This is a genomic window from Lysinibacillus sphaericus OT4b.31 (assembly GCF_000392615.1).
GTDB classification, from domain to species: domain Bacteria; phylum Bacillota; class Bacilli; order Bacillales_A; family Planococcaceae; genus Lysinibacillus; species Lysinibacillus sphaericus_B.
Map to the genome: position 1 here is coordinate 3,289,298 of NZ_KB933398.1, position 26,627 is coordinate 3,315,924.

27 protein-coding genes, 1 riboswitch and 2 other annotated features are annotated in these 26,627 nt (G+C 38.7%); of the genes, 1 reads left to right on the forward strand and 26 read right to left on the reverse strand.

From position 1 onward, the window contains the following. Position 1: 1 nt before the first annotated feature. From obgE to H131_RS15225, 18 genes are all read right to left on the reverse strand, one after another. The gene (obgE, locus tag H131_RS15135) at positions 2–1,291 is read right to left on the reverse strand and encodes a GTPase ObgE (RefSeq protein WP_010860049.1); all 1,290 of its coding nucleotides are present in this window, start codon (positions 1,289–1,291) and stop codon (positions 2–4) included. A 5-nt stretch (positions 1,292–1,296) separates the two neighbouring features. Continuing rightward, complete coding sequence (locus tag H131_RS15140; protein ID WP_036131575.1) at positions 1,297–1,824, reverse strand: Spo0B domain-containing protein; 528 nt, start codon at positions 1,822–1,824, stop codon at positions 1,297–1,299. Positions 1,825–1,971: 147 nt separating this feature from the next. Beyond that, positions 1,972–2,271 carry a 50S ribosomal protein L27 gene (rpmA, locus tag H131_RS15145; protein ID WP_010860051.1) on the reverse strand — a complete coding sequence of 100 codons (300 nt, stop codon included), beginning with the start codon at positions 2,269–2,271 and terminating at the stop codon, positions 1,972–1,974. Beyond that, positions 2,268–2,624: a ribosomal-processing cysteine protease Prp gene (locus H131_RS15150; protein ID WP_036130449.1), complete on the reverse strand. Its 357-nt coding sequence runs from the start codon at positions 2,622–2,624 to the stop codon at positions 2,268–2,270. The genes rpmA and H131_RS15150 overlap by 4 nt, the downstream gene beginning before the upstream one ends. 16 nt (positions 2,625–2,640) lie before the next feature. Further along, a complete protein-coding gene (gene rplU / locus H131_RS15155) occupies positions 2,641–2,949 on the reverse strand; it encodes a 50S ribosomal protein L21 (protein WP_010860053.1) in 309 nt (102 codons plus the stop codon). Between the two features lie 14 nt (positions 2,950–2,963). After that, positions 2,964–3,039: a sequence feature (ribosomal protein L21 leader region), on the reverse strand. A gap of 45 nt (positions 3,040–3,084) precedes the next feature. Continuing rightward, positions 3,085–3,684, reverse strand: a complete 600-nt coding sequence (locus H131_RS15160) for a site-2 protease family protein (RefSeq protein ID WP_230491857.1) — start codon at positions 3,682–3,684, stop codon at positions 3,085–3,087. A 1-nt stretch (position 3,685) separates the two neighbouring features. Continuing rightward, entirely contained in the window at positions 3,686–4,237 is a 552-nt protein-coding gene (locus H131_RS15165) for a M23 family metallopeptidase (RefSeq protein WP_036130452.1), read from the reverse strand. A gap of 219 nt (positions 4,238–4,456) precedes the next feature. After that, on the reverse strand, positions 4,457–5,254 hold the full coding sequence (gene minD / locus H131_RS15170; RefSeq protein WP_010860055.1) for a septum site-determining protein MinD: 798 nt from the start codon (positions 5,252–5,254) through the stop codon (positions 4,457–4,459). 1 nt (position 5,255) lies between these two features. Further along, positions 5,256–5,924 (reverse strand): septum site-determining protein MinC, encoded by a 669-nt coding sequence (minC, locus tag H131_RS15175; protein WP_010860056.1) that lies wholly within the window; start codon positions 5,922–5,924, stop codon positions 5,256–5,258. A 26-nt stretch (positions 5,925–5,950) separates the two neighbouring features. Then, positions 5,951–6,475, reverse strand: coding sequence for a rod shape-determining protein MreD (gene mreD / locus H131_RS15180; protein WP_010860057.1), 525 nt, complete (start codon positions 6,473–6,475; stop codon positions 5,951–5,953). Continuing rightward, entirely contained in the window at positions 6,475–7,389 is a 915-nt protein-coding gene (mreC, locus tag H131_RS15185; RefSeq protein ID WP_010860058.1) for a rod shape-determining protein MreC, read from the reverse strand. Before mreC ends, mreD begins: the two co-directional genes overlap by 1 nt. 13 nt (positions 7,390–7,402) lie before the next feature. Then, positions 7,403–8,422 (reverse strand): rod shape-determining protein, encoded by a 1,020-nt coding sequence (locus tag H131_RS15190; protein ID WP_036130458.1) that lies wholly within the window; start codon positions 8,420–8,422, stop codon positions 7,403–7,405. Positions 8,423–8,877: 455 nt separating this feature from the next. Continuing rightward, positions 8,878–9,549 (reverse strand): RadC family protein, encoded by a 672-nt coding sequence (radC, locus tag H131_RS15195; protein WP_196228928.1) that lies wholly within the window; start codon positions 9,547–9,549, stop codon positions 8,878–8,880. A 33-nt stretch (positions 9,550–9,582) separates the two neighbouring features. Beyond that, positions 9,583–10,176: a Maf family protein gene (locus tag H131_RS15200; protein WP_010860061.1), complete on the reverse strand. Its 594-nt coding sequence runs from the start codon at positions 10,174–10,176 to the stop codon at positions 9,583–9,585. Between the two features lie 98 nt (positions 10,177–10,274). After that, positions 10,275–10,907 carry a hypothetical protein gene (locus tag H131_RS15205; RefSeq protein ID WP_036130461.1) on the reverse strand — a complete coding sequence of 211 codons (633 nt, stop codon included), beginning with the start codon at positions 10,905–10,907 and terminating at the stop codon, positions 10,275–10,277. Between the two features lie 568 nt (positions 10,908–11,475). Further along, positions 11,476–12,732: a bifunctional folylpolyglutamate synthase/dihydrofolate synthase gene (locus H131_RS15215; RefSeq protein ID WP_010860062.1), complete on the reverse strand. Its 1,257-nt coding sequence runs from the start codon at positions 12,730–12,732 to the stop codon at positions 11,476–11,478. Further along, entirely contained in the window at positions 12,729–14,021 is a 1,293-nt protein-coding gene (locus H131_RS15220; RefSeq protein WP_010860063.1) for a bifunctional folylpolyglutamate synthase/dihydrofolate synthase, read from the reverse strand. Before H131_RS15220 ends, H131_RS15215 begins: the two co-directional genes overlap by 4 nt. 167 nt (positions 14,022–14,188) lie before the next feature. Beyond that, positions 14,189–14,289, reverse strand: a riboswitch (cyclic di-GMP riboswitch). A gap of 115 nt (positions 14,290–14,404) precedes the next feature. Further along, the gene (locus tag H131_RS15225) at positions 14,405–17,050 is read right to left on the reverse strand and encodes a valine--tRNA ligase (protein WP_036130467.1); all 2,646 of its coding nucleotides are present in this window, start codon (positions 17,048–17,050) and stop codon (positions 14,405–14,407) included. Between the two features lie 188 nt (positions 17,051–17,238). Beyond that, positions 17,239–17,560: a binding site (T-box leader), on the reverse strand. A 105-nt stretch (positions 17,561–17,665) separates the two neighbouring features. On the opposite strand from H131_RS15225, the gene H131_RS23825 reads away from it, so the two are divergent. After that, positions 17,666–17,860, forward strand: a complete 195-nt coding sequence (locus H131_RS23825) for a hypothetical protein (protein ID WP_080647676.1) — start codon at positions 17,666–17,668, stop codon at positions 17,858–17,860. On the opposite strand, the gene H131_RS15230 is transcribed toward H131_RS23825, so the two are convergent. The 8 genes from H131_RS15230 to hemA all read right to left on the reverse strand — a co-directional run bounded on the left by H131_RS15230 (position 17,843) and on the right by hemA (position 25,958). Then, a complete protein-coding gene (locus H131_RS15230; RefSeq protein ID WP_036130471.1) occupies positions 17,843–18,442 on the reverse strand; it encodes a hypothetical protein in 600 nt (199 codons plus the stop codon). The two genes, H131_RS23825 and H131_RS15230, sit on opposite strands and share 18 nt — an antisense overlap. Positions 18,443–18,986: 544 nt before the next feature. Next, positions 18,987–19,433 carry an SRPBCC family protein gene (locus H131_RS15235; protein ID WP_010860065.1) on the reverse strand — a complete coding sequence of 149 codons (447 nt, stop codon included), beginning with the start codon at positions 19,431–19,433 and terminating at the stop codon, positions 18,987–18,989. A gap of 125 nt (positions 19,434–19,558) precedes the next feature. Further along, positions 19,559–20,851 (reverse strand): glutamate-1-semialdehyde 2,1-aminomutase, encoded by a 1,293-nt coding sequence (hemL, locus tag H131_RS15240; RefSeq protein WP_010860066.1) that lies wholly within the window; start codon positions 20,849–20,851, stop codon positions 19,559–19,561. After that, entirely contained in the window at positions 20,852–21,832 is a 981-nt protein-coding gene (gene hemB / locus H131_RS15245) for a porphobilinogen synthase (protein ID WP_010860067.1), read from the reverse strand. Next, entirely contained in the window at positions 21,829–22,590 is a 762-nt protein-coding gene (locus H131_RS15250) for a uroporphyrinogen-III synthase (protein WP_010860068.1), read from the reverse strand. The genes hemB and H131_RS15250 overlap by 4 nt, the downstream gene beginning before the upstream one ends. After that, positions 22,580–23,512: a hydroxymethylbilane synthase gene (gene hemC, locus H131_RS15255; protein WP_010860069.1), complete on the reverse strand. Its 933-nt coding sequence runs from the start codon at positions 23,510–23,512 to the stop codon at positions 22,580–22,582. The genes H131_RS15250 and hemC overlap by 11 nt, the downstream gene beginning before the upstream one ends. A gap of 18 nt (positions 23,513–23,530) precedes the next feature. Beyond that, entirely contained in the window at positions 23,531–24,358 is an 828-nt protein-coding gene (locus H131_RS15260) for a cytochrome C assembly family protein (RefSeq protein ID WP_010860070.1), read from the reverse strand. Between the two features lie 235 nt (positions 24,359–24,593). Continuing rightward, positions 24,594–25,958, reverse strand: a complete 1,365-nt coding sequence (gene hemA, locus H131_RS15265; RefSeq protein WP_010860071.1) for a glutamyl-tRNA reductase — start codon at positions 25,956–25,958, stop codon at positions 24,594–24,596. Positions 25,959–26,627: the final 669 nt, after the last annotated feature.

The following is a 26,627-nucleotide window of genomic DNA, read 5'->3' on the forward strand; positions in this document are numbered from 1 at the left end:
CTTAGTCGACAAATTCAAATTCGAATTCTAATAAGCGTACAATATCTCCATTTTGTGCACCACGTTCACGCAATGCTTCATCGACACCCATACCACGTAATTGGCGTGCAAAACGACGTACACCGTCCTCGCGGCTGAAGTCTGTCATTTTGAAGATACGCTCAATAGCATATCCACCAAGAATGAATGTACCATCAGGATCACGAGAGATTTCGATTGAATCTGCTTCAGATTGGTGTTTGTAAAGTACCGTTGCATCAGATTCTTCATCTAGCTCATCGAATAATGGGAATTCAGGAGTCACTTCCAGTAAGTCTGCAATTTCAAATAATACCGGCTTTAAGCCTTGGCGTGAAACTGCAGATACTGGGAAGATTTTTACATCTTCGCCCACTTTTTCTCGGAAAATTTCTAAGTTTTCCTCTGCATCTGGCATGTCCATTTTGTTTGCCACAATAATTTGCGGACGCTCTGTTAAACGAAGATTATATTGTTTTAACTCATCGTTGATTGTTAAGTAATCTTCATAAGGATCGCGACCTTCCATGCCTGACATATCAATTACATGCACGATAACACGTGTACGTTCAATATGACGGAGGAATTGGTGACCAAGACCTACACCTTCGTGCGCACCTTCGATTAAACCTGGTAAATCGGCCATTGCAAAGCTACGATGATCATCTGTTTCAACCATACCTAAATTTGGCACGATTGTTGTAAAATGATAGGCACCTATTTTTGGCTTTGCCGCAGAAACAACAGATAGTAATGTTGATTTACCTACACTTGGAAAGCCTACTAAACCTACATCTGCCAGTACTTTCAACTCTAATATAACATTTAATTCTTGTCCTGGCTCACCTTTTTCAGAAAGTTCTGGAGCAGGATTGGCTGGTGTTGCAAAGCGAGAATTCCCTCGACCACCACGGCCAGCTTTTGCGATAATCGCTTGTTGACCATGCTCGACTAAATCGGCAATAACAACGCCTGTTTCCTCGTTCATTACGACTGTGCCTGGTGGTACTTTAACGATTAAATCGTCTGCGCGTCTACCATGCATCCCTTTACTCATACCATGCTCACCACGGTCAGCCTTGAAGTTACGTTTGTAACGGAAATCCATTAACGTACGCAGACCCTCTTCAACTTGAAACACAACGTTCCCACCGTGACCGCCATCGCCACCAGCGGGACCACCATTCGGTACAAATTTTTCACGACGGAAGGCTACCATTCCATCCCCACCGTCGCCACCTTTTACATAAATCTTGACGTGATCGACAAACATTTAATTCACTCCCTGCTTGCACTCAATACATATATCCAAGACGTATTTGTCTCTTCCACTGTTTGAATGTCGAATTGTTTCAAACCTTTTTCGGTGAATGCATCAGCACTCCAGCGTCCATTTAGGGTGAACGTTACAGCAAATGTATGAGCGTCAACACGCACATCAATCGCTAAGCTCTGTTCGGTAAATGGATCTAATGTATCATAAACATGCATAACTGTTTTATTTAAGTATTCTACAACTGCCGCATCTATATTATTCGTGACAGGTTTGTTAATCTCACCACTTATTTTCATTGGTAACGAAGGATAGCACCAATTTGCTGTTTGTAGCCACTCCATCGTTTGTGGTAACTGTAGTCGATTTATGCTAGAAAGCACCCGTAATTGTTCAGAAAAATTTTGAATAAGTTTCTTTGATTCATCGATTCTACCTAAATCTAAATTCATGCGAATTAGTTGAAGCTGATTCACATAATCATGATTTGCAAAACGTAATACTTCACTAATGGTTAGTGATTGACTGTTCATCCCATTCACTCCAATAAAGTTATCTTCATTAGTATAACAAGTTTTGACGTTTTTTTCTCTTAATTCCTCATAACAATTATGCTTTTTGAAGAAAAAAAAGGACTGCAATATATGCAGCCCTCCGCTTTATGATCATATTTATGAAAATTAAGCTTGTTGAGTTTCTGGGTATACAGATACTTGTTTGCGATCGCGACCTAAGCGTTCGAATTTAACAACGCCGTCAACTTTAGCAAATAGTGTATCATCACCACCACGACCTACGTTTGTACCTGGGTAAATTTTTGTGCCGCGTTGACGGTAAAGAATTGAACCACCAGTTACGAATTGGCCATCAGCACGTTTAGCGCCAAGACGTTTAGACTCAGAGTCACGTCCGTTTTTAGTAGAACCTACCCCTTTTTTCGATGCGAAAAGTTGAAGGTCTAATGCTAATAACAATTTCATTCTGTTCCACCTCCTACTTGGTTGTAGTTGATTTGGATATATTGCCCGTAATTTTGCACCATAGAATACACTTGAGCTGTCATTACTTGGACAATTAATTGCAGTTTTGCATCAATTTCAGGCTCTAAATCTGTTGGTAAATCTACCTTTAGATAGCCTCCACCTTCAGCTGCTTGTTCCACTTCCGGTTGTAATTGTAGTAGTGCATAAATAGCATTTACCGTACCAATAGCAATGGTAGATGCCCCCGCACATACTAAATCTTTACCAGATTCGTCGTACTCAGCATGTCCTGAAAATTCAAATGCAGACACATGTCTATTTTCATCATGATGTATCGTAACTTGTATCACTCGTTACACCTCACAATTAAGCGTTGATAGACTCAACAACTAATTTTGTGTAAGGTTGACGGTGACCTTGTTTACGACGGTAGTTCTTTTTAGCTTTCAATTTGAAAACAACGATTTTCTTTTGACGGCCTTCTTTCACAGCTTTAGCTGTTACTGTAGCGCCTTCTACGAATGGAGCTCCAACTTTAACGTTTTCGCCACCTACGAATAAAACTTTATCGAAAGTTACAACTTCGTCAGCTTCTACGCCTAATTTCTCAACATAGATTTCTTGACCAGCTTCTACTTTGATTTGTTTACCACCAGTTTCAATAATTGCGTACATTTTACTGCACCTCCTCTTAGACTCAGACTCGCCTGTATATGAAGGTGATCATACGATACTTTAACCTTCCCAGAGCGGTTGTAGTAGCACGGGTGCTACAAACAATAACATTAAAATATTACCATATGGAATTTCTCAAGTCAACCTGTTCATAACATATTTCTCAAAAGCTAAACGATATTTTCGGTAATTCCATTCTTTGATTACTTGAAGCCATATAAATAAACAAAGAACAGCTAAAAAAATAGACTGTGGCAAGTAACCTAATGTGATGATAAATAATAGCGTCACAATTGCAAGACAAAACGAGTAGTAATGTTCAAATGCTCGCACAGTCGGATAAAATAAAAATAAACATGCTATCATTATTCTTCCGCCATCTAGCGGAAGAATGGGTAATACATTTATAGCCAACAATACAAGCTGTACCTCGATAAGTTTAGTAGCAAGTAGCTCGGGCATAAAAAAAGCGAGACCAATCCCTAATAACGTAGCGATTGGTCCTCCTAATGCAATCCATAGTAGTGATGTTGCCTGCACAACCGCTGGATTATCAAATTCAATCTCCCCCCCATACGGTGTAATGACACACGATTTTACCTTTACACCACAAATTTTTGCAGCCAATAAATGCCCTACTTCATGCCAGAGTAACGAGGATAGAATAATAGCATAGTAAGCAATTTGACCACTTAAAATCATGACAAATACCAGAGGGATACATAATATATGCAATTTAATCTTCATCTTTTTCTGTTTGAAGCCACTGTACTATTTGTTCTAAACTATAGTGAGTATCATCTTTTTCTATCGATAAGTACAGTTGCCCAGCCTGTTTCATGCCAATTAAATCATTTGCCTGCACCGTTGTATACGGCAATTGAGCTAAACTATCGAGCATCCCATAGGATACCGTTGTGCCATCCTCATAGCTTATGGTCATCGTTTTGCCTGTATATTTTGTATGACCTGTAAAAACAACTAGTCCACTCTGCCCAGCATACACAGGAAGCCCGACATCATACTGCATCATAAAACCTTCTTTGAAAACCTGTGCATTGGTGAAAGTTAATAGTTCAGTTTGCCCTACATCACTGGATACCATAATGGTTTCCTCTTCTTTATTTAACCAACTTTTCCCAAGCTCACTTAAATAGGTTATATCTGCTGATGTCGTTACAAGCTTTCTCACAGGTGTTTCTAATACACCTTGATCTTCTAAACGAATAACGAGCATGATTGCAGCTACGAGTAATATCATGACAATCCATTTCCATTTTTTAAACAAGCCCTCATCCTTTTTTCACACTATATGAGGTTGCATGTCCGTTCATGCACAAAAAAGCACATTCACACGCGATTGTTGCTAACAAAAAACTTGTCCTAAGGTAACGAATGCTTGCAAGAAATCAATACGCTAAAGTACTCGTACACACTCGATAGTTCCTTGTTTTGTAGTTCCTAAACAAGAAAAAACCTTTCGCGCAATTGCACGAAAAGGTCTTCGTTATCTTGAAAATAATGCTTTAAATTTTGAAAACATCCCTCTATGCTCATCTTCAATTGCCATAAGCGGCACCGATTCTCCTAATATGCGTCGTGCAATATTACGATAACCTAAAGATGCTTTATTGGCAGGGTCCATCACTACTGGTTCCCCTTTGTTTGATGACGAAATAACACCCTCACTATCGACGATGATACCTAATAAATCAATCGACAAATGAGTTGTAATTTCATTAACATCCAATGTATCACCGTTTTTCATCATATGCTGACGAATACGGTTGATAATTAGTTTGGGTGCCGTAATTTCCTCTTGCTCTAGCAGCCCAATGATACGATCTGCATCACGCACAGCTGAAATTTCAGGTGTCGTTACTACAATTGCATGATCTGCACCCGCTACAGCATTACGATAGCCTTGTTCGATACCTGCTGGACAGTCTATTAAAATATAATCATAGTCTCTTTTTAATTCCTCTATTAAGCTCTTCATCTGCTCAGGTGTCACAGCATTTTTATCTGTTGTTTGAGCAGCAGGTAGTAAAAATAGTTTGTCATCAACACGTTTATCTTTAATTAAAGCTTGATGTATCTTACAACGTCCTTCAATCACATCAACTAAATCATAAATAATACGATTTTCCAGACCAAGAATTACGTCTAAATTTCGTAATCCAATATCCGTATCAACCAAACATACTTTTTTCCCTTGTAGAGCCAATGCAGTCCCAAGGTTAGCCGTTGTCGTCGTTTTCCCGACACCGCCTTTACCTGAAGTTATGACGATCGCTTCTCCCACACTAGCTTCCTCCCTTAGACACATTTAACAATGGTCGAATATTTTTTAACGCATGAATTTGATCGTACGTAATACGCCCATCATAGCCGATAAAAGCACAAGCCATCTCTGCTTGATTGATAGCTTTTACATGCTCATCTGACATTGCCTCAACCTGATCGGCAATCATTATATGTGTGGCTTCTAAACGAGAGGCAGCAATGATTGCTTCCTTATTACCATGTACACCAGCATGCACAATTCCCTTTAGTTTGCCTAGGACATACACATTGCCACCAGCTTCTACACGTCCATTCGGATTGACATTGCCAATAATAATAATGTCCCCGGAAGAACGGAGTATTTGCCCCGATCTGACCACACCTATATATGTATCTTGTTGACTTTCTATCATTTTCTGGTTGCTTTCATGGACAGTCAGTACATCACTTTGCACTTTAGATACGATTAGTTGTTCCGTTTCCTGAACGATTTTCACGAGCTCTTTTATTTGTTCATCAGAACAGTATCGATTGCCTAAATGTAATTGTACATCTACTTTACCATCGATACCGCCTTCTGAAACTTTTCTCTTTAACTCTTCTATTATTTCGGTATACGCACACTGATCGTCTAAGCGGAGAACAAAACCATCTTTTGTCCCCTTCATATTAACTAATTGTTTTTTCATGAATGCCTCACCTCACGTTGCTCTTATTAAGAAACTTCACGTGCTCTCTGTAAGACACGCGCATTAATTAAATATTTGAAGGCCCAACCAAGAATCATTAAAAATAACGCATTTGCAATGATCGTTGGTAGTAGTCGTGAACGTAAGAAATCCGTTAATGGTATCGTTGTAAAATCTATTAGATAAAAGAATTGATAAAGTACAAACTCTAAAATTGCTACTAAAACAACTGAAATCGTCGTTGTCACAACTAAGTGCTGATGAATAATTTTTACAATAGAACCAGCTAAAAAACAGATTAGTGGATAAAGCACAGAATATAATCCAATAATATCAATGTAAAACACATCATACAAGACACCAAAAAAAAGTCCATACATTACCGCTCTTTGACGGCTGTAATAGATGGATATAAATATTAAATATAAGATTAAAAATCGAGGAACTAAGTAAAAAATGTGCCCCTTCAATTCAATTGGTGAAAGCATAGCAAACTCTGGTTCTAGTAAAAATAACAAAACCGCCACAGAGGGGATGAGAAATCGAACCATCATTCAGCCTCCTCCTCACTCGCCTTTTGCGGATTTGATAAATCCTCATTCGTTGCCTTGCCATCGGAACCATCAATTACTGTCGTTGTACGTTTCGCAATGACAACATGATCTATAATTGAAAAATCAGCAGATGGTTTAACATAGGCCATTTTCGTTAAGCCAAAATCATCTGTACTTACTTCAGTAATTTCTCCGATTGGCACTCCTTTTGGGAAAATACCGCCAAGTCCTGATGAAACTACCTGCTCGCCTTCTTTAACTGTTAAACTTGAATCGATTCGCTTCATAATGAGTTCATTACGCTCTTTATCAAAGCCCTCGATTAAACCGTATGCTTCTTTTTCTCCTAAAACCATCGCAGAAACACGATAGTTTGGATTATTTGTATATAAAAGCTCTACCTCAGAGGTGAAAGGAGTCACTAAAGTAATCTTACCGACTAATCCTTTCGCTGTCATAACTGCCATATTTTTTTCCACACCATGAGAGGAACCCTTATTTAAAATAATCTTCTCTTCCCACTGATCAGGATTTCTAGCAATAACCGTTGCTTGAATTGGATTAAATGCATTTAAACTTTCCTTTTTATCGAGGAGCTCTTTAAGTTTATCATTATCTTTTTTCATAGCCAATGCTTCGGTTTGTACAGCTGCAAATTCTTCTAAGCGCGCTTTTAAACGTTTATTTTCTTCGTACGTGTTTAAGAGGGAGTCAATATCGTTAAAAATACCCGTAATATAATTCGCCGGCTTCGCAACAATGGATTGTGCGACGCCGACAGTATCTTTAATAATTTGCTCTGGTAAAGTTGCATTCGTTCGATCACGTAATGAGAAGCTAATCAATGCCACAAGAAAAACCATGCCCACGAGCAGCAATATTAATTTCTTATTGAAAAAAAAATGTGGCATTGCCTAAACCTCCTTAACCTTTTACTTGTTGTCGACGAATCAAATCAATATTATCTAAAGCCTTACCTGTACCAATAGCAACACAGTCTAATGGATCTTCTGCGATAAATACGGGCATATTCGTTTCACGGCTAATGACTTTATCTAAATTAGATAAAAGTGCTCCACCACCCGTTAGCACGATGCCGCGTTCCATCACGTCTGCAGACAATTCAGGTGGAGTTTGTTCTAGTGTTTTTCGCACACCATCAATAATGGATGATACTGCTTCACGTAATGATTCTGAAATTTCCTGAGATGATATTTCAATCGTTTTTGGTAAACCAGTTAATAGGTCACGACCTCTAATCTCCATTTTCTCTTCAGGACCCTCAGCAAATGCTGTACCAATCTCGATTTTGACAGCCTCTGCAGTACGTTCCCCGATTGTTAAGTTATATGATTTACGGATATATGAAATGATTGCTTGATCCATTGCATCCCCGCCGACACGTACCGATTCACTTGTTACGATACCACCTAACGAAATAACAGCTACCTCTGTAGTACCACCACCGATATCGACTACCATTGAACCCGTTGGATCCCATACTGGTAAGTTCGCACCAATAGCTGCCGCAAAAGGTTCTTCAATCGTGAAAGCCTCTTTTGCACCCGCTTGACGTGACGCATCGATGACCGCACGTTGTTCCACAGAAGTAATTCCGTAAGGCACGCAGATCATTATATTCGGTTTCTTCCAATTCCCACCAGAATTTTTAGAAGCCTCTTTTAAATAATACTCAATCATCGCTGTTGTAATATCAAAATCAGCAATAACGCCATCTTTCATCGGACGAATGGCTACAATTGAGCCAGGTGTACGTCCTATCATATTTTTTGCATCATTACCAACTGCGACGATATCGCCAGTTTTCGTATTTTTTGCTACGACTGAAGGTTCGCGTAGAACGATTCCCTTCCCTTTAATAAACACTAATGTATTCGCTGTGCCGAGGTCAATCCCGACATCTTTACTACCTAATCCAAACAAATTGTGTACTCCCTTTCTATTTAAGCCATACTTTCGTTGACATAAAATCATACCGTTCATTATAACGGAAAAACCCAAGAATTTATAGTGCCATACACCTCATCTTGCGGAAAATATACTATTTTCATCCCTCTTAAACTTAAAATAGTACGTATAGATTAGCATATAATTTTTATTCATCTAAGACAACGTCTAATAGGCTACCAATTTTTGTGAATCATAAAGTTATTTCTACCAACTACATTAACGTCATTCATCAAAAAAGGTTCGCAATTAAATTAATGACCATTAATTTTCATTGTCTCAAGAACATCAGACTGCCAACAAGGACTTGCGCAAATTGCTTAGGCTTGAGAGGCGTGACAAAATATTGCTAGAAATTTAAGTTCTTCCACATCAGTGTTATTTCTTCTTAGTTAATGACCTCAAAAAGCTCTGCAAAATTGCTTGCAGAGCTAAAAATACCCTTTTTCTTTTAAACTTATATATTGATGATCACCAATGATAACATGATCAATCAATTCAATGCCAATAATATAGCCCGCTTCCTGAATTCTCTTTGTTACCTCAATATCTTCTGGACTCGGTGTCGGTACGCCGCTAGGATGATTGTGCGCGCAAATAAGAGAAGCAGCTGAACGTTTTACAGCCTCTCGGAAAATTTCTCTTGGATGGACGATGCTGGCATTTAAGCTACCTATAAAAATTGTCTGTTTATGAATAATTTGATTTTTCACATTTAGAAAGAGCGCAACGAAATGTTCTTGGTTAAGGGAAGTCATATCAGGCATCAAGTACGCAGCGGCATCTTGCGGGGATCGAATCGTATATTTTTCATCATTGTGCTTTTGAGCTAAGCGTCGGCCTAGCTCAATCGCAGCTAATAACTGAATTGCCTTCACCTCTCCAATTCCTTTAATAGCCACCATTTCTTCAATCGTCGCATGCTTTAAATGATGTAAATGCTCGAAAGCACCTAATACACGATTCGCAAGGACAAGAACCGACTCTTCTTTCGTTCCTGTCCTTAGTAAAATAGCCAGTAACTCCTGATTCGATAAGCTCATGGCTCCTTGTCTTAACAGTCTCTCACGTGGTCGATCTGCAATATGCACATCTCGTATCATCATGCTTGGTAATACATCTGTTGGCAAAAATCTTCACTCCCTCGCAAATTGGATAATATGAAGTGCTACCAATTGCGTAAACAACGCTGCAAGTGGTAAGCCAACAACATTGTTATAATCACCTTCAATTTGCTTAACTAAAAGGGTACCAGCAGTTTGAATGCCATAACCACCCGCTTTATCAAAAGGGTCTCCTGAGGCTACATATGCTTCGATAAGCTCCTGTGATAATTCGTTAAAGACAACAGTTGTTTGTTCTACAAATGTTGTTTCTTGTCCATCAGGATTAATAATAGCAACTGCTGTCATAACCGCATGACGGGCACCTGATAATCGTGTTAAGTGAGAAATCGCTTCCTCACGTGTTTTTGGCTTATGCAGTAGCTCATTGTCAAAAACTACGATAGTATCTGCACCAATAATCGTTGCATTCGGCACTTTTTTTGCTACATCGCGTGTTTTTAAAAGTGCTACACCTTTTACATAATCTTGCATTGTTGCTGCTTGGACGCTTGTCTCTTCTACTTCACTCGTAACAATATCGAAGGGAAGCGCTAGCATAGCAAGCAATTCCTTTCGGCGTGGTGAAGCAGAGGCAAGTACTAGCTTGTGTCTTGTTGTAAACATTATCTCACCATTCCTCCTTATACTTATCATAACGGAGAATTAGGTATTTGAAAATTTTCAAAAAATGAAGATAATGCCTATTTCACTATATTTCATAGTCAAAATTTAATTTGGAGACAAGTATTATTCTTCTTATAATGAGCAAATAAATGTAAGCGAATGATGTTTATATCGTTGGAAATAGAAGAAACTGCTGCACCTACAGTTTGCCAATCAGGAGGCAGCGTTGAATCTTTTGCGTTGTCCTTAAAATTTAATTTTGTAGCCTTTTTATCAGCAAACACGACCGGAAGTTCTTTAATCGTTGCTTCTTTACAGCTATCACCAGTAACACTAAACACTTTTTTAAATGTGGCAGGAGCTTCTAAAAAAACGAGTTGACTTTCCTCTATCGCAATACTTGTCCAAACATAATATTTGCCATCTACCTCTACAATGGCGCTTTCTTTTAATGCTGGATATTCTGCTAAAAATGCACTTGCACTTTCATAATTAGAAAATACACCTGCTTGACTTGCATACAGCATCGACGCGTTTGCGGTACCACCTGCTGTCGGAATTGTCTCTTTCTGTGCACCTTCACTTGCTACTTCACTATCCTGCTTTAAAGAAAACTGAGTACTTGCTTGGAGAATTCCTAAAAATATGGCAACACCAAATAGTCCTACAATACCCCCAATTAGCATTGCGCGAAATACTTGTTTTTTTATTACCTGACTAACAATTTTCATACGTCCTTCACCTCTTCCTTAACGTATCAAAATAAACATAAAAAAAGACAAGACTATTGTCGTCTATGATTTCATATTAGTATATGTTTAAAAATATGTGAAAATGCTAATTTACTGCATTTCAATTAATAGTATTTTTGGAGGTTTCAACATATAAATTGCCTACAATGTTGGCAAAAGTTTTACCACAGCCTATCGTTGTTACGCCACATTTTCATGAAGGCATCCTCTCTTTTGCACTTTTAAAAATAAATTTCAATATGAAGATGTGTGTAATTACCTCCTTGCAAAGACCTTTTAGCCTTCCACAGACATATTGTGGAAGGCTAAAAACTATAGAAAGTAAGAATATTCAAGTCCGGAAAAAGCCACTCGCTTTCCAAACTGCCTTAACGCTCGGCTACAAGCTACATCCGCTCGAGTCAAGTAGGAGAATGCCATTTTCTGAACTTAAAAAATGACAAAAGCCTTCCACAGACATATTGTGAAAGGCTCAACATAAAAATTGAGGGTGCATTTAATTGTAAAAGGTGCTGCTTCTCATGATGTGTGGCTACAGAACCACACTTTAGCTGTTTCCAATTAATCTGTTACGTACTTCTGTTAATAAGTACAATGAACCAGATACTACAGTTCTGCAGTTATTTTCCGATTGTGTTTGTAAAAATTGAACATAATCACTTAACACTTCTGTTTGAGAAGCGCTAGAGAGTTCCACCATATCTTTTGCCGACATGGCACGCGGATTGTAGAAATCAACAAAATAAAAGCAATCACTCACTTGTTCTAACTGATTGAGTACCTTTTTTACATCTTTATCTGCAAGAATGCCCATAACGAAAGTAATCATCTCCTCTGGGAATTCCTGCCGAATTGTAGCGACCAATTTTTCCGCACTCGCTGGATTGTGTGCACCGTCTAATATAATATAGGGCATGATTTCTTCAAAGCGCCCTAATATTTTCGCCTCATTAATACCATTTTGAATACCTTGTATACTTATTGGTACATCCAATGCAGTTGCCACTTCAAAAAACGCAGTAATGGCTAGGGCCATATTATTTGCTTGATGCGGCCCTTTCATTTTTCGCAATAGATTGGCTATACGCAAACCGTTTTCATCATTCGTATAACACTCACCATGCTTCGTATGCTCTACATTAAATTGATGACCTAGTTCAAGAACAGTCGCTTGTTTCAAACGTGCTTTTTCATAGATAACTGCCTTCGCTTCAAGCGGTAGATCACCGATAATAACAGGCTGGTGCTGCTTAATAATACCTGCTTTATGATGAGCAATACTCTCAATAGTATTACCTAAATAGGTCGTATGCTCTAACGCGATGCTCGGAATAATCGAAACAATTGGCGTCACCACATTCGTACTATCCAATAAACCACCCATCCCTGCTTCGATTATAGCCACATCCACATTACTATTAACAAAATGTAAAAATGCCGCAGCAGTAAGGAGCTCAAAATCTGTTAACTTACCACTCAGTCCCGCTAATTGCATTTGTTGAAACACCCGGTCCATCTCTTCAGCTGAAATAGGTCGATTCGCTACTTGAATTTGGTCATGAACATCTAAAATGCAAGGAGACATAAATTTGCCAACACGTAATCCATGCTCCTTTAAAATTGACTCTATGAATGTAAGTGTTGAGCCTTTGCCGTTCGTGCCAGCTAAATGAACAATTTGCAGATTTTTCTCTGGACTGCCCACAAGCGCCAATGCTTCTTCAATCGCAGCAAGACCTGGTTTGATGACATCATCGCTTTTTACAGCCCACTTTTCTTTATAAATATCAAATTTTGGAATCATCGCTCTTCCTCCTGTAGCCATTGTCGAACTTCAGCTATGAAATAGAGCGAACCTGTAATGACCACAATATCTTGTTCCTTCTTTTTTTGTATAACTGCACGGACCATATCCCGCCAATTTTCACTATATTCCTTATCGGGATATTGTGACAAAGCAGCTAATTTTACTGCAGGCATAGCATTCGGTAGGTCTATTTGTGTAAATGACATAGCTGTTGCAACTGCATCCATTAAAGCAATACTATGCGCATGATCTTTATCAGATAACGCTGCGTAAATAAACCGATAATGTTGATTGGGATATACAACTTGTAGTGTGTGAATTAGAGCAGCTGTGCCTTCTGAATTATGGGCGCCATCTAGTACAATATTGTCGGTAAATTGTTCAAAGCGGCCTGGCCATTGCGTTTTTTGCAATGCATGAAGTATGGATGTCTGTGATACTTCAAGATGTCCCTTTTCCTGTAATAATAGTATAGCAGTGATTGCCAGGCTGGCATTAGCTACTTGATGTGGTCCAGCCATTTTCAACTGAATATCATTTATCTCAACATCAGCTTTGCGGTAACTAAAGTGCTGCATAGCAACTTCTTGCTTATTTGCATTTACGATAAAGTCCTTTCCAATAACGTGACATTCAGCATGACGTTCTAGTGCAGCTTGTTTAATAACTGCAAGTGCCTCGCCATTTTTTACACCTACTACTACAGGCACGCCTTCTTTTATAATGCCTGCTTTCTCAAAGGCTACTTTCGCAAAAGTATCTCCTAAAAACGCTGTATGTTCCAATGAAATGGTCGTAATGATTGACACTAATGGCGTAATAACATTCGTTGCATCTAAGCGGCCACCAAGACCCGTTTCAATAAGTGCAAAATCAACGGCTTCCTCCGCAAAATACTGGAACATGATAAGTGTTACGACCTCAAAAAAACTAGGATAGTCCCCATCATAATTCGTCTCAACGATTGCAGCAATGTTGTTCATATACCTTAAAAATTGTGCGTCCGGAATCTGTTTTCCATTAATAGTCATTCGTTCATTGACACACTCTAAATGTGGAGATGTAAAAGTCCCTACAGTGTATCCAGCCTCTATTAATATTTCCCGCATCATAGTTACCGTTGAACCTTTGCCGTTTGAACCTGCGATATGAATCGTTTGTAGCTTTTCCTGTGGATTATCCAAACGTGCTAAAACTTCGCGCATCATAACGAGTGGCGCACGCTTATGGTCAACTGCCTTTAATGTAAAAATAAAATCTGTACAAGCTTTCATCGATGAAAACACAAGAAACACTCCCTCTAACTGCGATATCTCTATTTTAGTACAAAAGGTGCCTGGCACCCACACAATTCGTACACAATTTAAAAACACACAGAAAATCACTACTAAAGTGAGTTTGTGTGTGTTTTACAAGTTACTATGAAAGTATATATTTTATAAATATCTCATCAATTGGCAACTAGGCGATCCTAGCATGAAAGATTGTATATCTCTTCGCTTTAGACCCTAGGTTTTGCATCCCACCCTTTCGAATGGTTTGCCTTCACTTATTATACTAATCATTTTAAATGCCACTATTTAATTTACCCAAAATCATTATGTATCTTTTGATTCAAAAAAAGAAAAAACAATGGATGACTTTATTCGTCATCCACTGCCTTATATGATTACATATTTTTTAGTTCTTCTAAGCGTTTTAATACTACAGCATGTTTATCTTCATAGTCTGCTAATTTTTCACGTTCTGCATTGACTAAAACTTCTGGGGCTTTTGAAACAAATTTCTCATTTGACAACTTACCACTAACAAGCTTCACTTCTTTTGCCCATTTTTCTAATTCTTTTTCTAGACGGTTGATTTCTTCTTCTAGGTTAATGAGACCTACAAGTGGAAGGAATAGCTCAGCACCAGTCACGACTGCTGTCATAGCTTGATCAGGAGTCTCTAAGCCTTCACCGATTGTTAACGACTCAGGGTTACAGAATTTTTCAAGATATGCTTTATTTGCTTCAAGAACGGCAACCGTAGCTGCATCCTTTGCAGAAATGAATAATGGTACTTTTTTGCTCATTGGCGTATTTACTTCCGCACGTATATTACGCACTGAACGTATAATATCCATAAGGAGCTTCATATTGTCCGCTTCATCCGCAAAATGAAGATCCGTGCGTACAGTTGGCCATGCAGCCACTGTAATAGACTCACCTTCATGTGGTAAGTGTTGCCAGATCTCTTCCGTGATAAATGGCATAAATGGATGTAATAGACGCATTGTTTGATCTAATACGTAAGCTAAAATAGAACGAGTAGTTTTCTTCGCTGCTTCATCTTCACCATTCATTGGTAATTTCGCCATTTCAATATACCAAGAACAGAAATCATCCCAGATGAAATTGTAAAGCTCGCGGCCTACTTCACCGAATTCATATCGCTCAGCAAGCGATGTCACACGTTCAATTGTCTCATTTAAACGAGTTAAGATCCATTTATCGGCCACTGATTTTTCGCCAGTTAAGTCGATTTCATCATATGTCATGCCGTCCATATTCATTAACGCGAAACGAGAAGCATTCCAAATTTTATTAGCAAAATTCCAAACTGATTCTACTTTTTCTGTTGTATAACGTAAGTCTTGCCCTGGTGATGAACCTGTTGCTAAGAAGTAACGTAACGAATCGGCACCGTATTTTTCAATAACGTCCATTGGATCTACACCGTTACCTAGCGATTTACTCATTTTACGACCTTCTCCATCACGTACTAAACCGTGGATTAATACGTCTTTAAATGGAAGTTGATCAGTAAATTCAATACCTTGGAAGATCATACGAGATACCCAGAAGAAAATAATGTCATAGCCTGTTACAAGCGTACTTGTTGGGTAGTAACGCTTATACTCTTCATTTGCCTCGTCTGGCCAACCCATTGTAGAAAATGGCCATAGTGCAGCTGAGAACCATGTATCTAAGACATCTTCATCTTGCGTCCAATGTTCTGCGTCTGCTGGTGCTTCTTTACCCACATAAATTTCACCCGTTTCATTGTGATACCAGGCTGGAATTTGATGGCCCCACCATAATTGGCGTGAAATACACCAGTCACGGATATTTTCCATCCAGCGAGAATATGTGTTTTCAAAGCGAGCTGGAACGAAATTCACTTTGCCTTCTTCGTCTTGTTGTAGCGCTAATGAAGCATCAGCAAGTGGTTGCATTTTAACAAACCATTGTGCTGAAAGATACGGCTCTACAACAGCACCAGAACGTTCAGAGTGACCTACTGAATGCATATGCTCTTCGATGTTGATTAACACACCAGCCTCTTGTAAGTCGGCAACAATTTGCTTACGGCATTCAAAACGATCCATTCCGTTATATTTGCCAGCGAGCTCATTCATTGTCCCATCTTCGTTCATCACAAGAATGCGTTCTAAGTGATGACGGTTGCCGACCTCAAAGTCGTTAGGATCATGGGCTGGTGTCATTTTTACTACCCCAGTACCAAATTCCATATCTACGTAGTCATCTGCTACGATTGGAATTTCACGGCCAATGATCGGTAGAATAACTGTTTTTCCAATTAAATGTTGGTAGCGCTCGTCTTTCGGATGCACCGCAATGCCTGAGTCACCTAGCATTGTTTCTGGACGTGTTGTCGCTAATTCCACGTATCCTGAACCATCTGCTAATGGATATTTCATATGGTAGAATGCACCTTGAACATCTTTGTAGATAACTTCAATATCTGATAACGCTGTTTTTGCAGCAGGATCCCAGTTAATAATACGTTCACCACGATAAATTAACCCTTTTTCATATAATTGAACGAATACAGTTTTAACAGCATCCGATAGGCCTTTGTCGAGTGTGAAACGCTCACGAGAATAGTCTAACCCTAGGCCAAGCTTCGCCCATTGTTGACGGATATGTCCTGCATACTCTTCTTTCCATTCCCATGTTTTTTCGAGGAATTTTTCACGCCCTAAATCATAACGTGTAATACCGTCTTCTCGCAGTTTGGCCTCCACTTTTGCTTGTGTTGCAATCCCAGCGTGGTCCATACCCGGCAACCATAGTGCATCATAGCCTTGCATACGCTTCATGCGAGTCAAAATATCTTGTAAAGCTGTATCCCACGCATGACCAAGGTGCAATTTCCCTGTTACGTTCGGTGGTGGGATAACGATTGAATATGGCTCTTTCCCACTGTCTGGTTGTGCTTCGAAAAATTTACCTTGTAACCACCATTCATAGCGCCCCGCTTCAATTGACTGTGGATCGTATTTCGTTGGCATTGAAATGTTTTCTGTCATCTTGACTCCTCCTGTTGACTAAAAATTTTTGATATACATCAAATTAGCTAAAACGATTTTGCTGTCCAGATTTTCCATTGTGTTTACACAATGAACTCCTTTGAAAATCTGAATATCTACTAGAGGCTTTATTGCCAAGAAATGTTTAAACATGATTTTTGGACAATAAAAAAAACTCCTAGCGTCTACAAAAGGACGAAGGAGTTTAGTTCGCGGTACCACCTTTAATTCCAGCAGGGCTAAGTTAAGCGATCGCGTACATCCTCATTTCTTGTCTGACAGCGCTTTTTGCTAGCCCTAGTCACCAGAAATGGAATGATATTTGATTTACTTATGCTTACTTCTACTGGCTCTTAATTCGATAACGGTGTTTAACCGGCTTTAACTACTGTTAGTTCACTAAAGCTGCTCGAAGGCTACGTTCAATTATGCACAAATAGAAACTTTTCAGCTACCGTTTCCTCTCTAAAAATGTGCGAATAATTTACTCTTCCCTGTCATAGCATCTATATTCGACTTTCCACATTGTAACGCAAAATCGTGCACTTTTTCAAGTGATTTAGTTATTTTTAGCTAGTCTGTAAAAAGTAAATAGAAAAGGAAGTGAATATTCATATGCGACGACGTAAATACAATCCCTGGTTTTTACCACCTTGGCTACGACAAATTCGTTTCTACTGCAGAACGATTATTATACCGATTTGTGCATTTCAGTTTGTGCGTATCATCATCGTACCAACTTCTGGCGATTTAATCTTCTTATTGCTACTGCTTCTTCTTTGCTATTTACTTTTAAATGATATCATTTGAAGCGCGGACTTTTAACGGTGTGTAATTTTCTGTTAAATCCCAAATCATTGTTGGCACTTCATCCCAAGAGCTGGACTCGCGCACAGCAGTGTGACTAGAAGATTCCCTTAACACTATCTTTTGCTCAACAGGAGCAGCCTTCTCTACATGAACAGCCACTTCTACAGGAGCAACCGGTTCTTCTAAAACTAAGGCTTTTTCTACTACAAGCTCTGGTTCACTAAAAATACTTGTAACTGTCCATTCCAACTGACACATTTGATTGGCCAGTGTCGGACGAACGTCTTTCACCATTAAATCTTCAATAGCGGCATCTTTCGGTAAATCGACATGTAATGGTACAGCATACTCAAAATATCCTGTATCTCCTTGAATATCAAGTGCATCAATTTTAACTAGATCTTCAACATCCATAAAATTTTGCAAGTCTTGAAAATCAAAGCGAACATGTGAAGTAATATGGTAAATACCGACTAAACGTACTGAATCATCTAGCTGCGTAGCTTGCCACTGTGGCTTAATCTGTACAGCTGCAATTTCTGTTGGGCAACCATACCCTGGAAAACAAAATGTCTCACGCATATTCCAAGTTTTCTGTTCGATAATAATCCCTCCCTTTGCATCATATGACTTTCAAGAAGGTTGTATGCTTTAGATGAAGCTAGATATTGTTGTTTCGCGATATTTTTTCCGTTCAAATGTTGCTTTTTCTTTCGGATACAGTGAAACTTCACTCAGTGGGGGGTTCTTCCCCCCACTGATTATTAGTTGAAACCATCGGGCTTTTACGGTCAGTTGATTGGCCTCCTGTTGTCATCTATCATCTTGAGTGGGGAAAGTCCCTCAAACAATATGATTTTGCTTTACTTTTGCCGTGAGCAAGGCATGAGCGGCATCAGAAGTCTCCGTGGATTTTTACCTTTATATTAAAAAATAGCATACTAGGAAGTACTCCTAGCATGCTATTTTCACTTTTCGAACAGCTCTGTTTTATACTTTGTGCGTACAAAATATTACCATGACTTCTAATGTGGCATAAAGGCAGTATGAGATTTCGACACCTACTGCAATAACAACATAAGCATGTGCTTGGTGATCGGAAATCTCCTGCGAGTAAAGTTTTTCTTTATACGTTTACCATTTTTATTTTATTAGCTACTCGATCTGTTAACATTTGAGTTGCTTTCGGTACAATTGGTTTAAAAATTGGATTTAAAACAGGTCCTGCCAATCCGCCTGCTGTTACTTCTAAAAAGCCTGTCATTCTTGTATTTTGTGCGTCGATGCTTTCAGCAAGGAAATAGCCGTTTCCTGTGAAATTATCAGAGATACCTTTTAATTCAAACGTTACTTTTGAAGGTGCTGCCCACTCTAAAATAGTAATCTCTACTTCTACTGTTTTTTTCAGTACACCAACATTACCTTTAAATGTCCATGTAGAATTTTTATCATCTATCATCGTATGCGCGCTATAACCTGGGACAAGCTTTGCCCATTTTTCCATATCACTAACGAAATCCCATACATTTTCAATCTCTACGGGTACTTCTACTATATGTGTGCCTGTTGCCATTAAAACCACTACTTTCTTTTCTGAATAGCTTTATTATATATGATTTTGTCCACAAATTGGCTATGCTGAAAGTTATAATTTTGACAAAAAAAAAGCCACCCAAAATGGATGGCTCTAAGTACAAATTATTTTGCTAGTTGTGCAAAGACTTTATGGAAGGCATCAACGGTTTTTGCGATATGCTCTTCTGTATGCGCTGTAGAAATAAATAAGCCTTCAAATTGAGAAGGTGGTAAGAAAATACCTTCTTCGGCCATTAATCGGAAATATTCAGCGAATAATTGTAAATCAGCCGTTTTTGCTGAGGCAAAGTCAATTACTTCTTCATTCGTAAAGAAGAAACCAATCATTGAACCAGCACGATTTACCGTATGTGGAATATTGTATTTCGTCGCGGCAGCTCGGAAGCCTGTTTCTAGTTGATCACCTAATTTTTTAAAGTACTTATAAGTGCTTTCATCAAGTCTAGACAAAGTTTCATAACCAGCTGTCATCGCTAAAGGATTACCTGATAATGTCCCAGCCTGGTAAATAGGACCTATTGGTGCCACTTGCTCCATAATTTCTTTTTTACCAGCGAATGCACCAACAGGAAGACCTCCGCCAATAACCTTACCTAGAGTTGTCATATCTGGTGTTACATCAAAATACCCCTGTGCGCAGCCATAGTCCACACGGAATCCAGTCATAACTTCATCGAAGATTAGGAGTGCACCATGCTCTTTTGTTAAATCACGTAAACCTTGCAGGAAGCCTGGTTGTGGTGGAACGACACCCATATTTCCTGCTACTGGTTCTACGATGACTGCCGCAAGTTCAGCACCGAATTTTTCAAAAATTTGTTTTGCACCGTCTAAATCGTTGTATGGCACTGTTAATGTGTTACGAGCAACGTCTGCTGGTACACCAGGGCTATCAGGTAAACCTAATGTTGCCACACCAGATCCTGCCTTAATAAGTAACGAGTCACCATGTCCATGATATGAGCCTTCAAATTTTAATATTTTATCGCGCCCTGTAACACCACGTGCTACACGTAGAGCTGACATCGTTGACTCTGTCCCTGATGACACAAAACGAATCATTTCCATTCCAGGTAAACGATCCAACACTAATTTTGCTAGTCTATTTTCCGTATAGCTAGGTGCTCCAAAAGAAGAGCCTTTCGCTGCTGTTTCAGCAATCGCTTTTACTACTTCGGGGTGAGTATGCCCTAAAATTAGCGGGCCCCATGATAATACATAGTCGATATATTCATTACCATCAATATCTTTTATAATCGCACCGTGACCAGATTCCATGAAAATTGGATCCATGTTTACAGATTTAAATGCTCTGACTGGGCTACTTACACCACCTGGCATTAAATTTACTGCTTCTGCGTATGCTTGTTTTGATTTTTCATAAGAACGCGCCATTTATTTTCCCTCCAACCAATTTGCTACATCTTTTGCATGATACGTAATGATTAAATCAGAACCAGCACGTTTCATACTAAGTAATGTTTCAAGCACTACTTTTTTCTCTTCAATCCAGCCATTAATCGCTGCTGCTTTGATCATTGCGTATTCACCTGAAACATTATAGGCAACAATCGGTAATGGGTAGTTATTTTTCACATCACGAATAATGTCTAAATAGCTAAGTGCTGGCTTAACGATTAAGAAGTCCGCACCTTCTGCAATGTCTGATTCTGCTTCACGGAATGCCTCCATACGGTTCGATGGATCCATTTGATATGATTTACGATCGCCAAATTGTGGTGCTCCGTCAGCTGCATCACGGAATGGGCCATAGTAGCTTGAAGCATATTTTACTGCATATGACATAATCGGCACATTTTCAAAGCCCGCTTCGTCTAAACCTGCACGAATTGCCGAAACAAATCCATCCATCATATTAGAGGGTGCAATAATATCTGCGCCTGCTTTTGCTTGAGATACCGCTGTGCGCGCTAAAACATCTAGTGATGGATCATTTAAAATTTGTTCGCCTTCAATTAATCCACAATGACCATGATCGGTAAATTCACAAAGGCATGTGTCCGCAATAACTAAAAGTTCAGGATGACGCGCTTTAATAAGACGTGTAGCTTCTTGCACAATACCATGATCATGGAATGCACCTGTACCAACCGCATCTTTTTCAGCTGGTAAGCCGAATAAAATAACTGCTGGAATCCCCAAAGTCACAACTTCATCAATTTCAACACCAAGGTTGTCTAATGAAAATTGGAAAACTCCCGGCATAGAAGGAACTTCTTTTTTAATATTTTCGCCTTCAATGACAAAAATCGGATAAATTAAGTCTTCTTTGTGTAAGTAAGTTTCTTTTACCATAGATCGCATCGCTGCACTCGAACGCAAGCGACGATGTCTTTGAAATTGTAATTGTGTCATTTTCTTTCCTCTTCTTTCATTATTTCCTCGATGACTGCTTGCATTGTATACACACTAGGCATAACATCCACATTAGCACCGTGGTTTAAAATTGCTGCCTCTGTAATATGACCGATTGCCGCCACACGGGTGGCCTCCCAGCCAATTACAGATGCTACATCCATCGCATATACATCAACAGCAGATGGACTAGCAAAAATCACTGTTACATCCTCGTGTGAACGAATAGTGTTGATAATTACTTGTTTTTGGTCGTGACGTTCAATTGTTTCATAGACCGTCCATTCCTTAAGTTCCAACGGTAAACCTTCCTTTAATGTCTTTTTCGCTTTTTCACCGCGAATAAATAAACATGTTGGATTGCCTACCGCCACACTTGGAAATTCTTTGACAAAAACATCAGCACTAAACACTGAAGGCATAAAGCTAACATGGAACCCTAGCTGCTCTAATGCTTCAGTTGTTTTCGTACCAATGGATGCAATTTTCCCTTGAAAATGCCTTGCGTTTAAATTAAATCGTTTCATTTTACTAGCAAAAGCATCAACTGCGTTTTGACTCGTAAAAATTAACCACTTAAATTGACGTGCAAACTCTAAATGCACATCATCATTTCTATCTATGAGTTCGCAGGTTTCAATCAATGGGGTAATGACTACTTGGCCACCTAAAGCTGTTATGTCATCAATAATTGTTGAAGTTTTAGATGTACCTGTCAAAATTATTTTTTTACCTTTTAAAGGTAAATTATTTTGCATCTTGCTCTGCCTTCACACGTTGGATTAAATCAAAGGCTCCTTGCTTCGTTAAAATAGCAGCAAGCTCTTTTCCAGCCACTTCTGGTTTTGAACCTACTACCGTTTCTTTATAAATTACCGAAGCATCTGGCGCTGCAACTAAACCTGTCAGTGTAATTTTTTCCCCATTCCATTTAGCATACCCTGCGATAGGTACTTGACAGCCACCATCCATAGCCGCTAAAAAGGCACGCTCAGCATGTGCTTCTTGCCATGTAGTGTTATCTGTCAATTTAGCTAGTTCAACTAATAGCTCAGCATCATCTTCGCGACATTCAATGCCCAAAGAGCCCTGCGCTACTGCTGGCAAACAATCTTCTACAGATAAGAATTCAGTGACAACATCTTCGCTCCACCCAAGGCGTTTCAGCCCTGCAGCCGCTAATATAATGGCATCATATTCTTCTGTTTCAAGTTTCGCCAGACGTGTATCCACATTTCCACGAATCCATTTAATCTCTATATCTGGGCGCACCGTTAAGAGTTGAGCACTACGACGAAGGGAACTTGTACCAACAACAGATCCTGCTGGCAGATCTGCAAATTTTATATGTCCTTTTGAAATAAAAGCATCACGTGCATCTTCACGCGGTGGAATACATCCAATTACTAATCCTTCCGGCAGTACTGCTGGCATATCCTTCATTGAATGCACAGCAAAGTCAATTTCTTTGTCATATAGGGCTTGTTCTATTTCTTTTACAAAAAGCCCTTTGCCACCAACTTTAGAAAGTTGAACATCTAAAATTTGATCGCCTTTTGTGACAATTTCCTTTATCTCAAATTCAAATGGCACACCTGCTGCCTTTAACTCATTAATGAACCAATTCGTTTGTGTTAATGCTAGCTTACTTCTCCTAGAACCTACAATAATTTTTCTCACAAGTCTCCAACCTTTCTTCTAATACCATAAATGGAATCGCGATAAACTACTTCCTAAAAAGAAATTGGTCACAACTAACAAATAAGCATAAATATGCACCCATGCATAATTTGTACCTGTCAGCTTACCTTTACGATTCACATATAAAATACAGCAATATAATACTAAAATGATAAAGGACCCAATTACCTTCGCATCAAAAATAGATAGACGCTCTAGCGTTAGTAGTGCCCATTCTACCCCTAAAATTAAACTTATAAATAACATTGGAATCCCAATAAAAAATGAAACATTCATCCAATTGCTCGTTTGTTGTAAAGATGGTAAACGCGTCCATAAATGCGACCATTTTTTTTGTTTAAGTAAACGATATAAAACTAAATATAATATCGCAAAAACAAATGTCAGCGTAAAAGCGGCATACGACAAAATCGCAAAGGAAATATGAATAAAGAGCATTTCCGATATTAATGTTTCTTCTACTGCTCCAGTCGGTCGTTTCGGCATAAATGTAAAAATACTAGCGAACACAAATCCTAGTATATTAATGATAAATACCGGCAAATCAACTCTCGCTATACAATGCAGAATAATCGACAGCGTCACAAGTAGCCATGAGTAAAAAAGAATTCCTTCATACAAGGATAGTATCGGAAAACGCTTCGTCTCCACAAAAATTAATAAAATAATGGCACTTTGAATTACCCATACAAATGAAACTAGCCAAAAAGCAATTCGCCTTGCTTTCACTTGTTTATAAAAATAATCAGTAAAGTAAAATACAAGACTGATCGCATACAAGACGATCATCACTTCGTAGAGCCTTGTCATTGTCAAATCAGCCAATAGACATCCCTTCTTTATATCGAAAATTGCTAAAGTAACTTCAAATAGTACTTCAGCCTAGAAAACAAAGACGTTTTCGTATCCTTAGTTTACCATACAGATACGAAAACGCCTCATGAAATTACAATTAGAAAAGGCGCTTTCGCGCCCGTTTGTACCTGCCGCTGACGCTTTCGGCACGGAAAAAGATTTACTACTGTCGCTTCGCTTTCGCACTCAAGCTGTTATTAGCACTTCAGAAAGAGTATTTTGTCTCAGAAGAAGTTTGTGTTTGCTGTAATCGTTCCTTACGCTCGATTTCTTGCTTACTCATCGCTTCGACTTCTGCTTCCACAGCATCCTCAATACCAAAAATCTGTTGGAATAAACGTAACTGTTCATTCGCTTTTGGTGAATTTGCCATTTCTTTAGCTTGTAAAATAGGCTCTTTTAACAACTGATTTATAATGGATTTTGTATGCTTACTTAAAATTTTACGTTCACGATCCGTTAAATCCGGCATTTTATTTTCAATACTTAACATTGTTTCTTCTTGAATATAGTTCGCTTTTTTACGTAATGCAGAAATGACTGGCACGACACCAAGCGTTGCAAACCAATCTTTGAATTGCACAACTTCTTTATCAATCATTTGTGTAATATCAGCTGCTGCTCGCTCACGCTCAGCTAGGTTTGCCTCTACAATGCCTTGTAAATCATCTATATCATATAAAAAAACGTTCGCTAAATCCCCAACTCGTGGGTCAATATCGCGAGGCACCGCAATGTCTACCATAAATAAAGGTTTACCTTTACGTAAACGTTCAACAAATTGCATTAATTCATAGTCAATGACGAAATCTGTTGCGCCTGTAGACGTTATTAAAATATCTGCCTCTAATAGTGAACACTGTAATTCCTTCATTGATTTTGCTTCACCTTGGAATTTTGCAGCTAAACTTTCCGCTTTTTCAAACGTACGGTTAATGACTGTTACTTTCCCTACGCCACTTCCGTATAAGTTCTCAATTGCAAGTTCACCCATTTTACCTGCACCTAAAATGGCAACATGTTTTCGCTGTAAAGATCCGAAAATTTTCTTAGCTAGTTCTACTGCTGCATAAGAAACTGATACCGCATTCTCACCAATAGCTGTTTCATTATGTGCACGCTTCGCAAATGTGACTGCTTGTTTAAATAACTGATTGTAAACCGTTCCTGTCGTCCCAATCTCTTGTCCATTTAAGAAGCTTTTCTTTACTTGTCCTAAAATTTGCGTTTCACCAAGAACCATTGAATCAATTCCAGCTGTCACTTTGAATAAATGTTCTAATGCCTCATCTTCTTCACGAATTGTTAAATAAGAAGAAAATGTCTCCACAGGCAAGTTGAACCACTTAGCTAAAAATTGTTTTACAAAATGACGCCCTGTATGCAATTGATCCACAACAGCATAAATTTCTGTACGGTTACATGTCGAAACAATGACGTTTTCTAATATACTTTTTTGTTTTTGTAGCGCTTCCATTGCTTGTGGTAGTTCACTCTCTATGAATGATAACTTTTCACGAATCTCAACTGGCGCTGTTTTATAATTCAGGCCTACTACGATTGTATGCATGAATAACACCTCACACGTTCTAATTCACAAATCTCATTATAGCACAATTCGACAAGAGTTCCTCTAAAATTTGTGAACATGTCATGAAGAACTATAATTCAACTTTCTACATTAGAATTATTATAAACTAAGTGTAACAAATAATACGTGTTGTTTCAAATTAAAAAACTGCTGCTAGAATCTAAGAGCAGTCAGACCGCAGACAAACTCAAAAATTTGGGTTTGTTTACCGACTCTTTTCTTTTAAATATAGAAGTATCTAGTATGAAGCCATTGCTTTTCGCTACGACGGACACTTTTCGACGAGCATGGTTCAGTCTCCTCATCGCTATGCTCCTGCGGGGTCTTCTGCTCATGCTATACTTTGCAGAAGTCGCCGCCTGCGCTCCAATCAACTAGTTTACGTTTTTATATAATTTGAGTTGATATAGGATTACGGAAAATTTAAATCATGAACATCATCAATATGATAGTAATTAAATCTACACGTGTCACTAAGAAACAATTCAACGCGTTTTTGCAATTGTAAAGGAAAAGCATAGTATGCGTTATCCTACCCGCAGAGGGCTTAATAAATTGTTCATGCAGGTAATGCTTGCTTTGGCTGCCATGCCATTTGAAGAAATTTGCTAACTGAACATGACGAAGTCCAGTAATGACATAATAGAT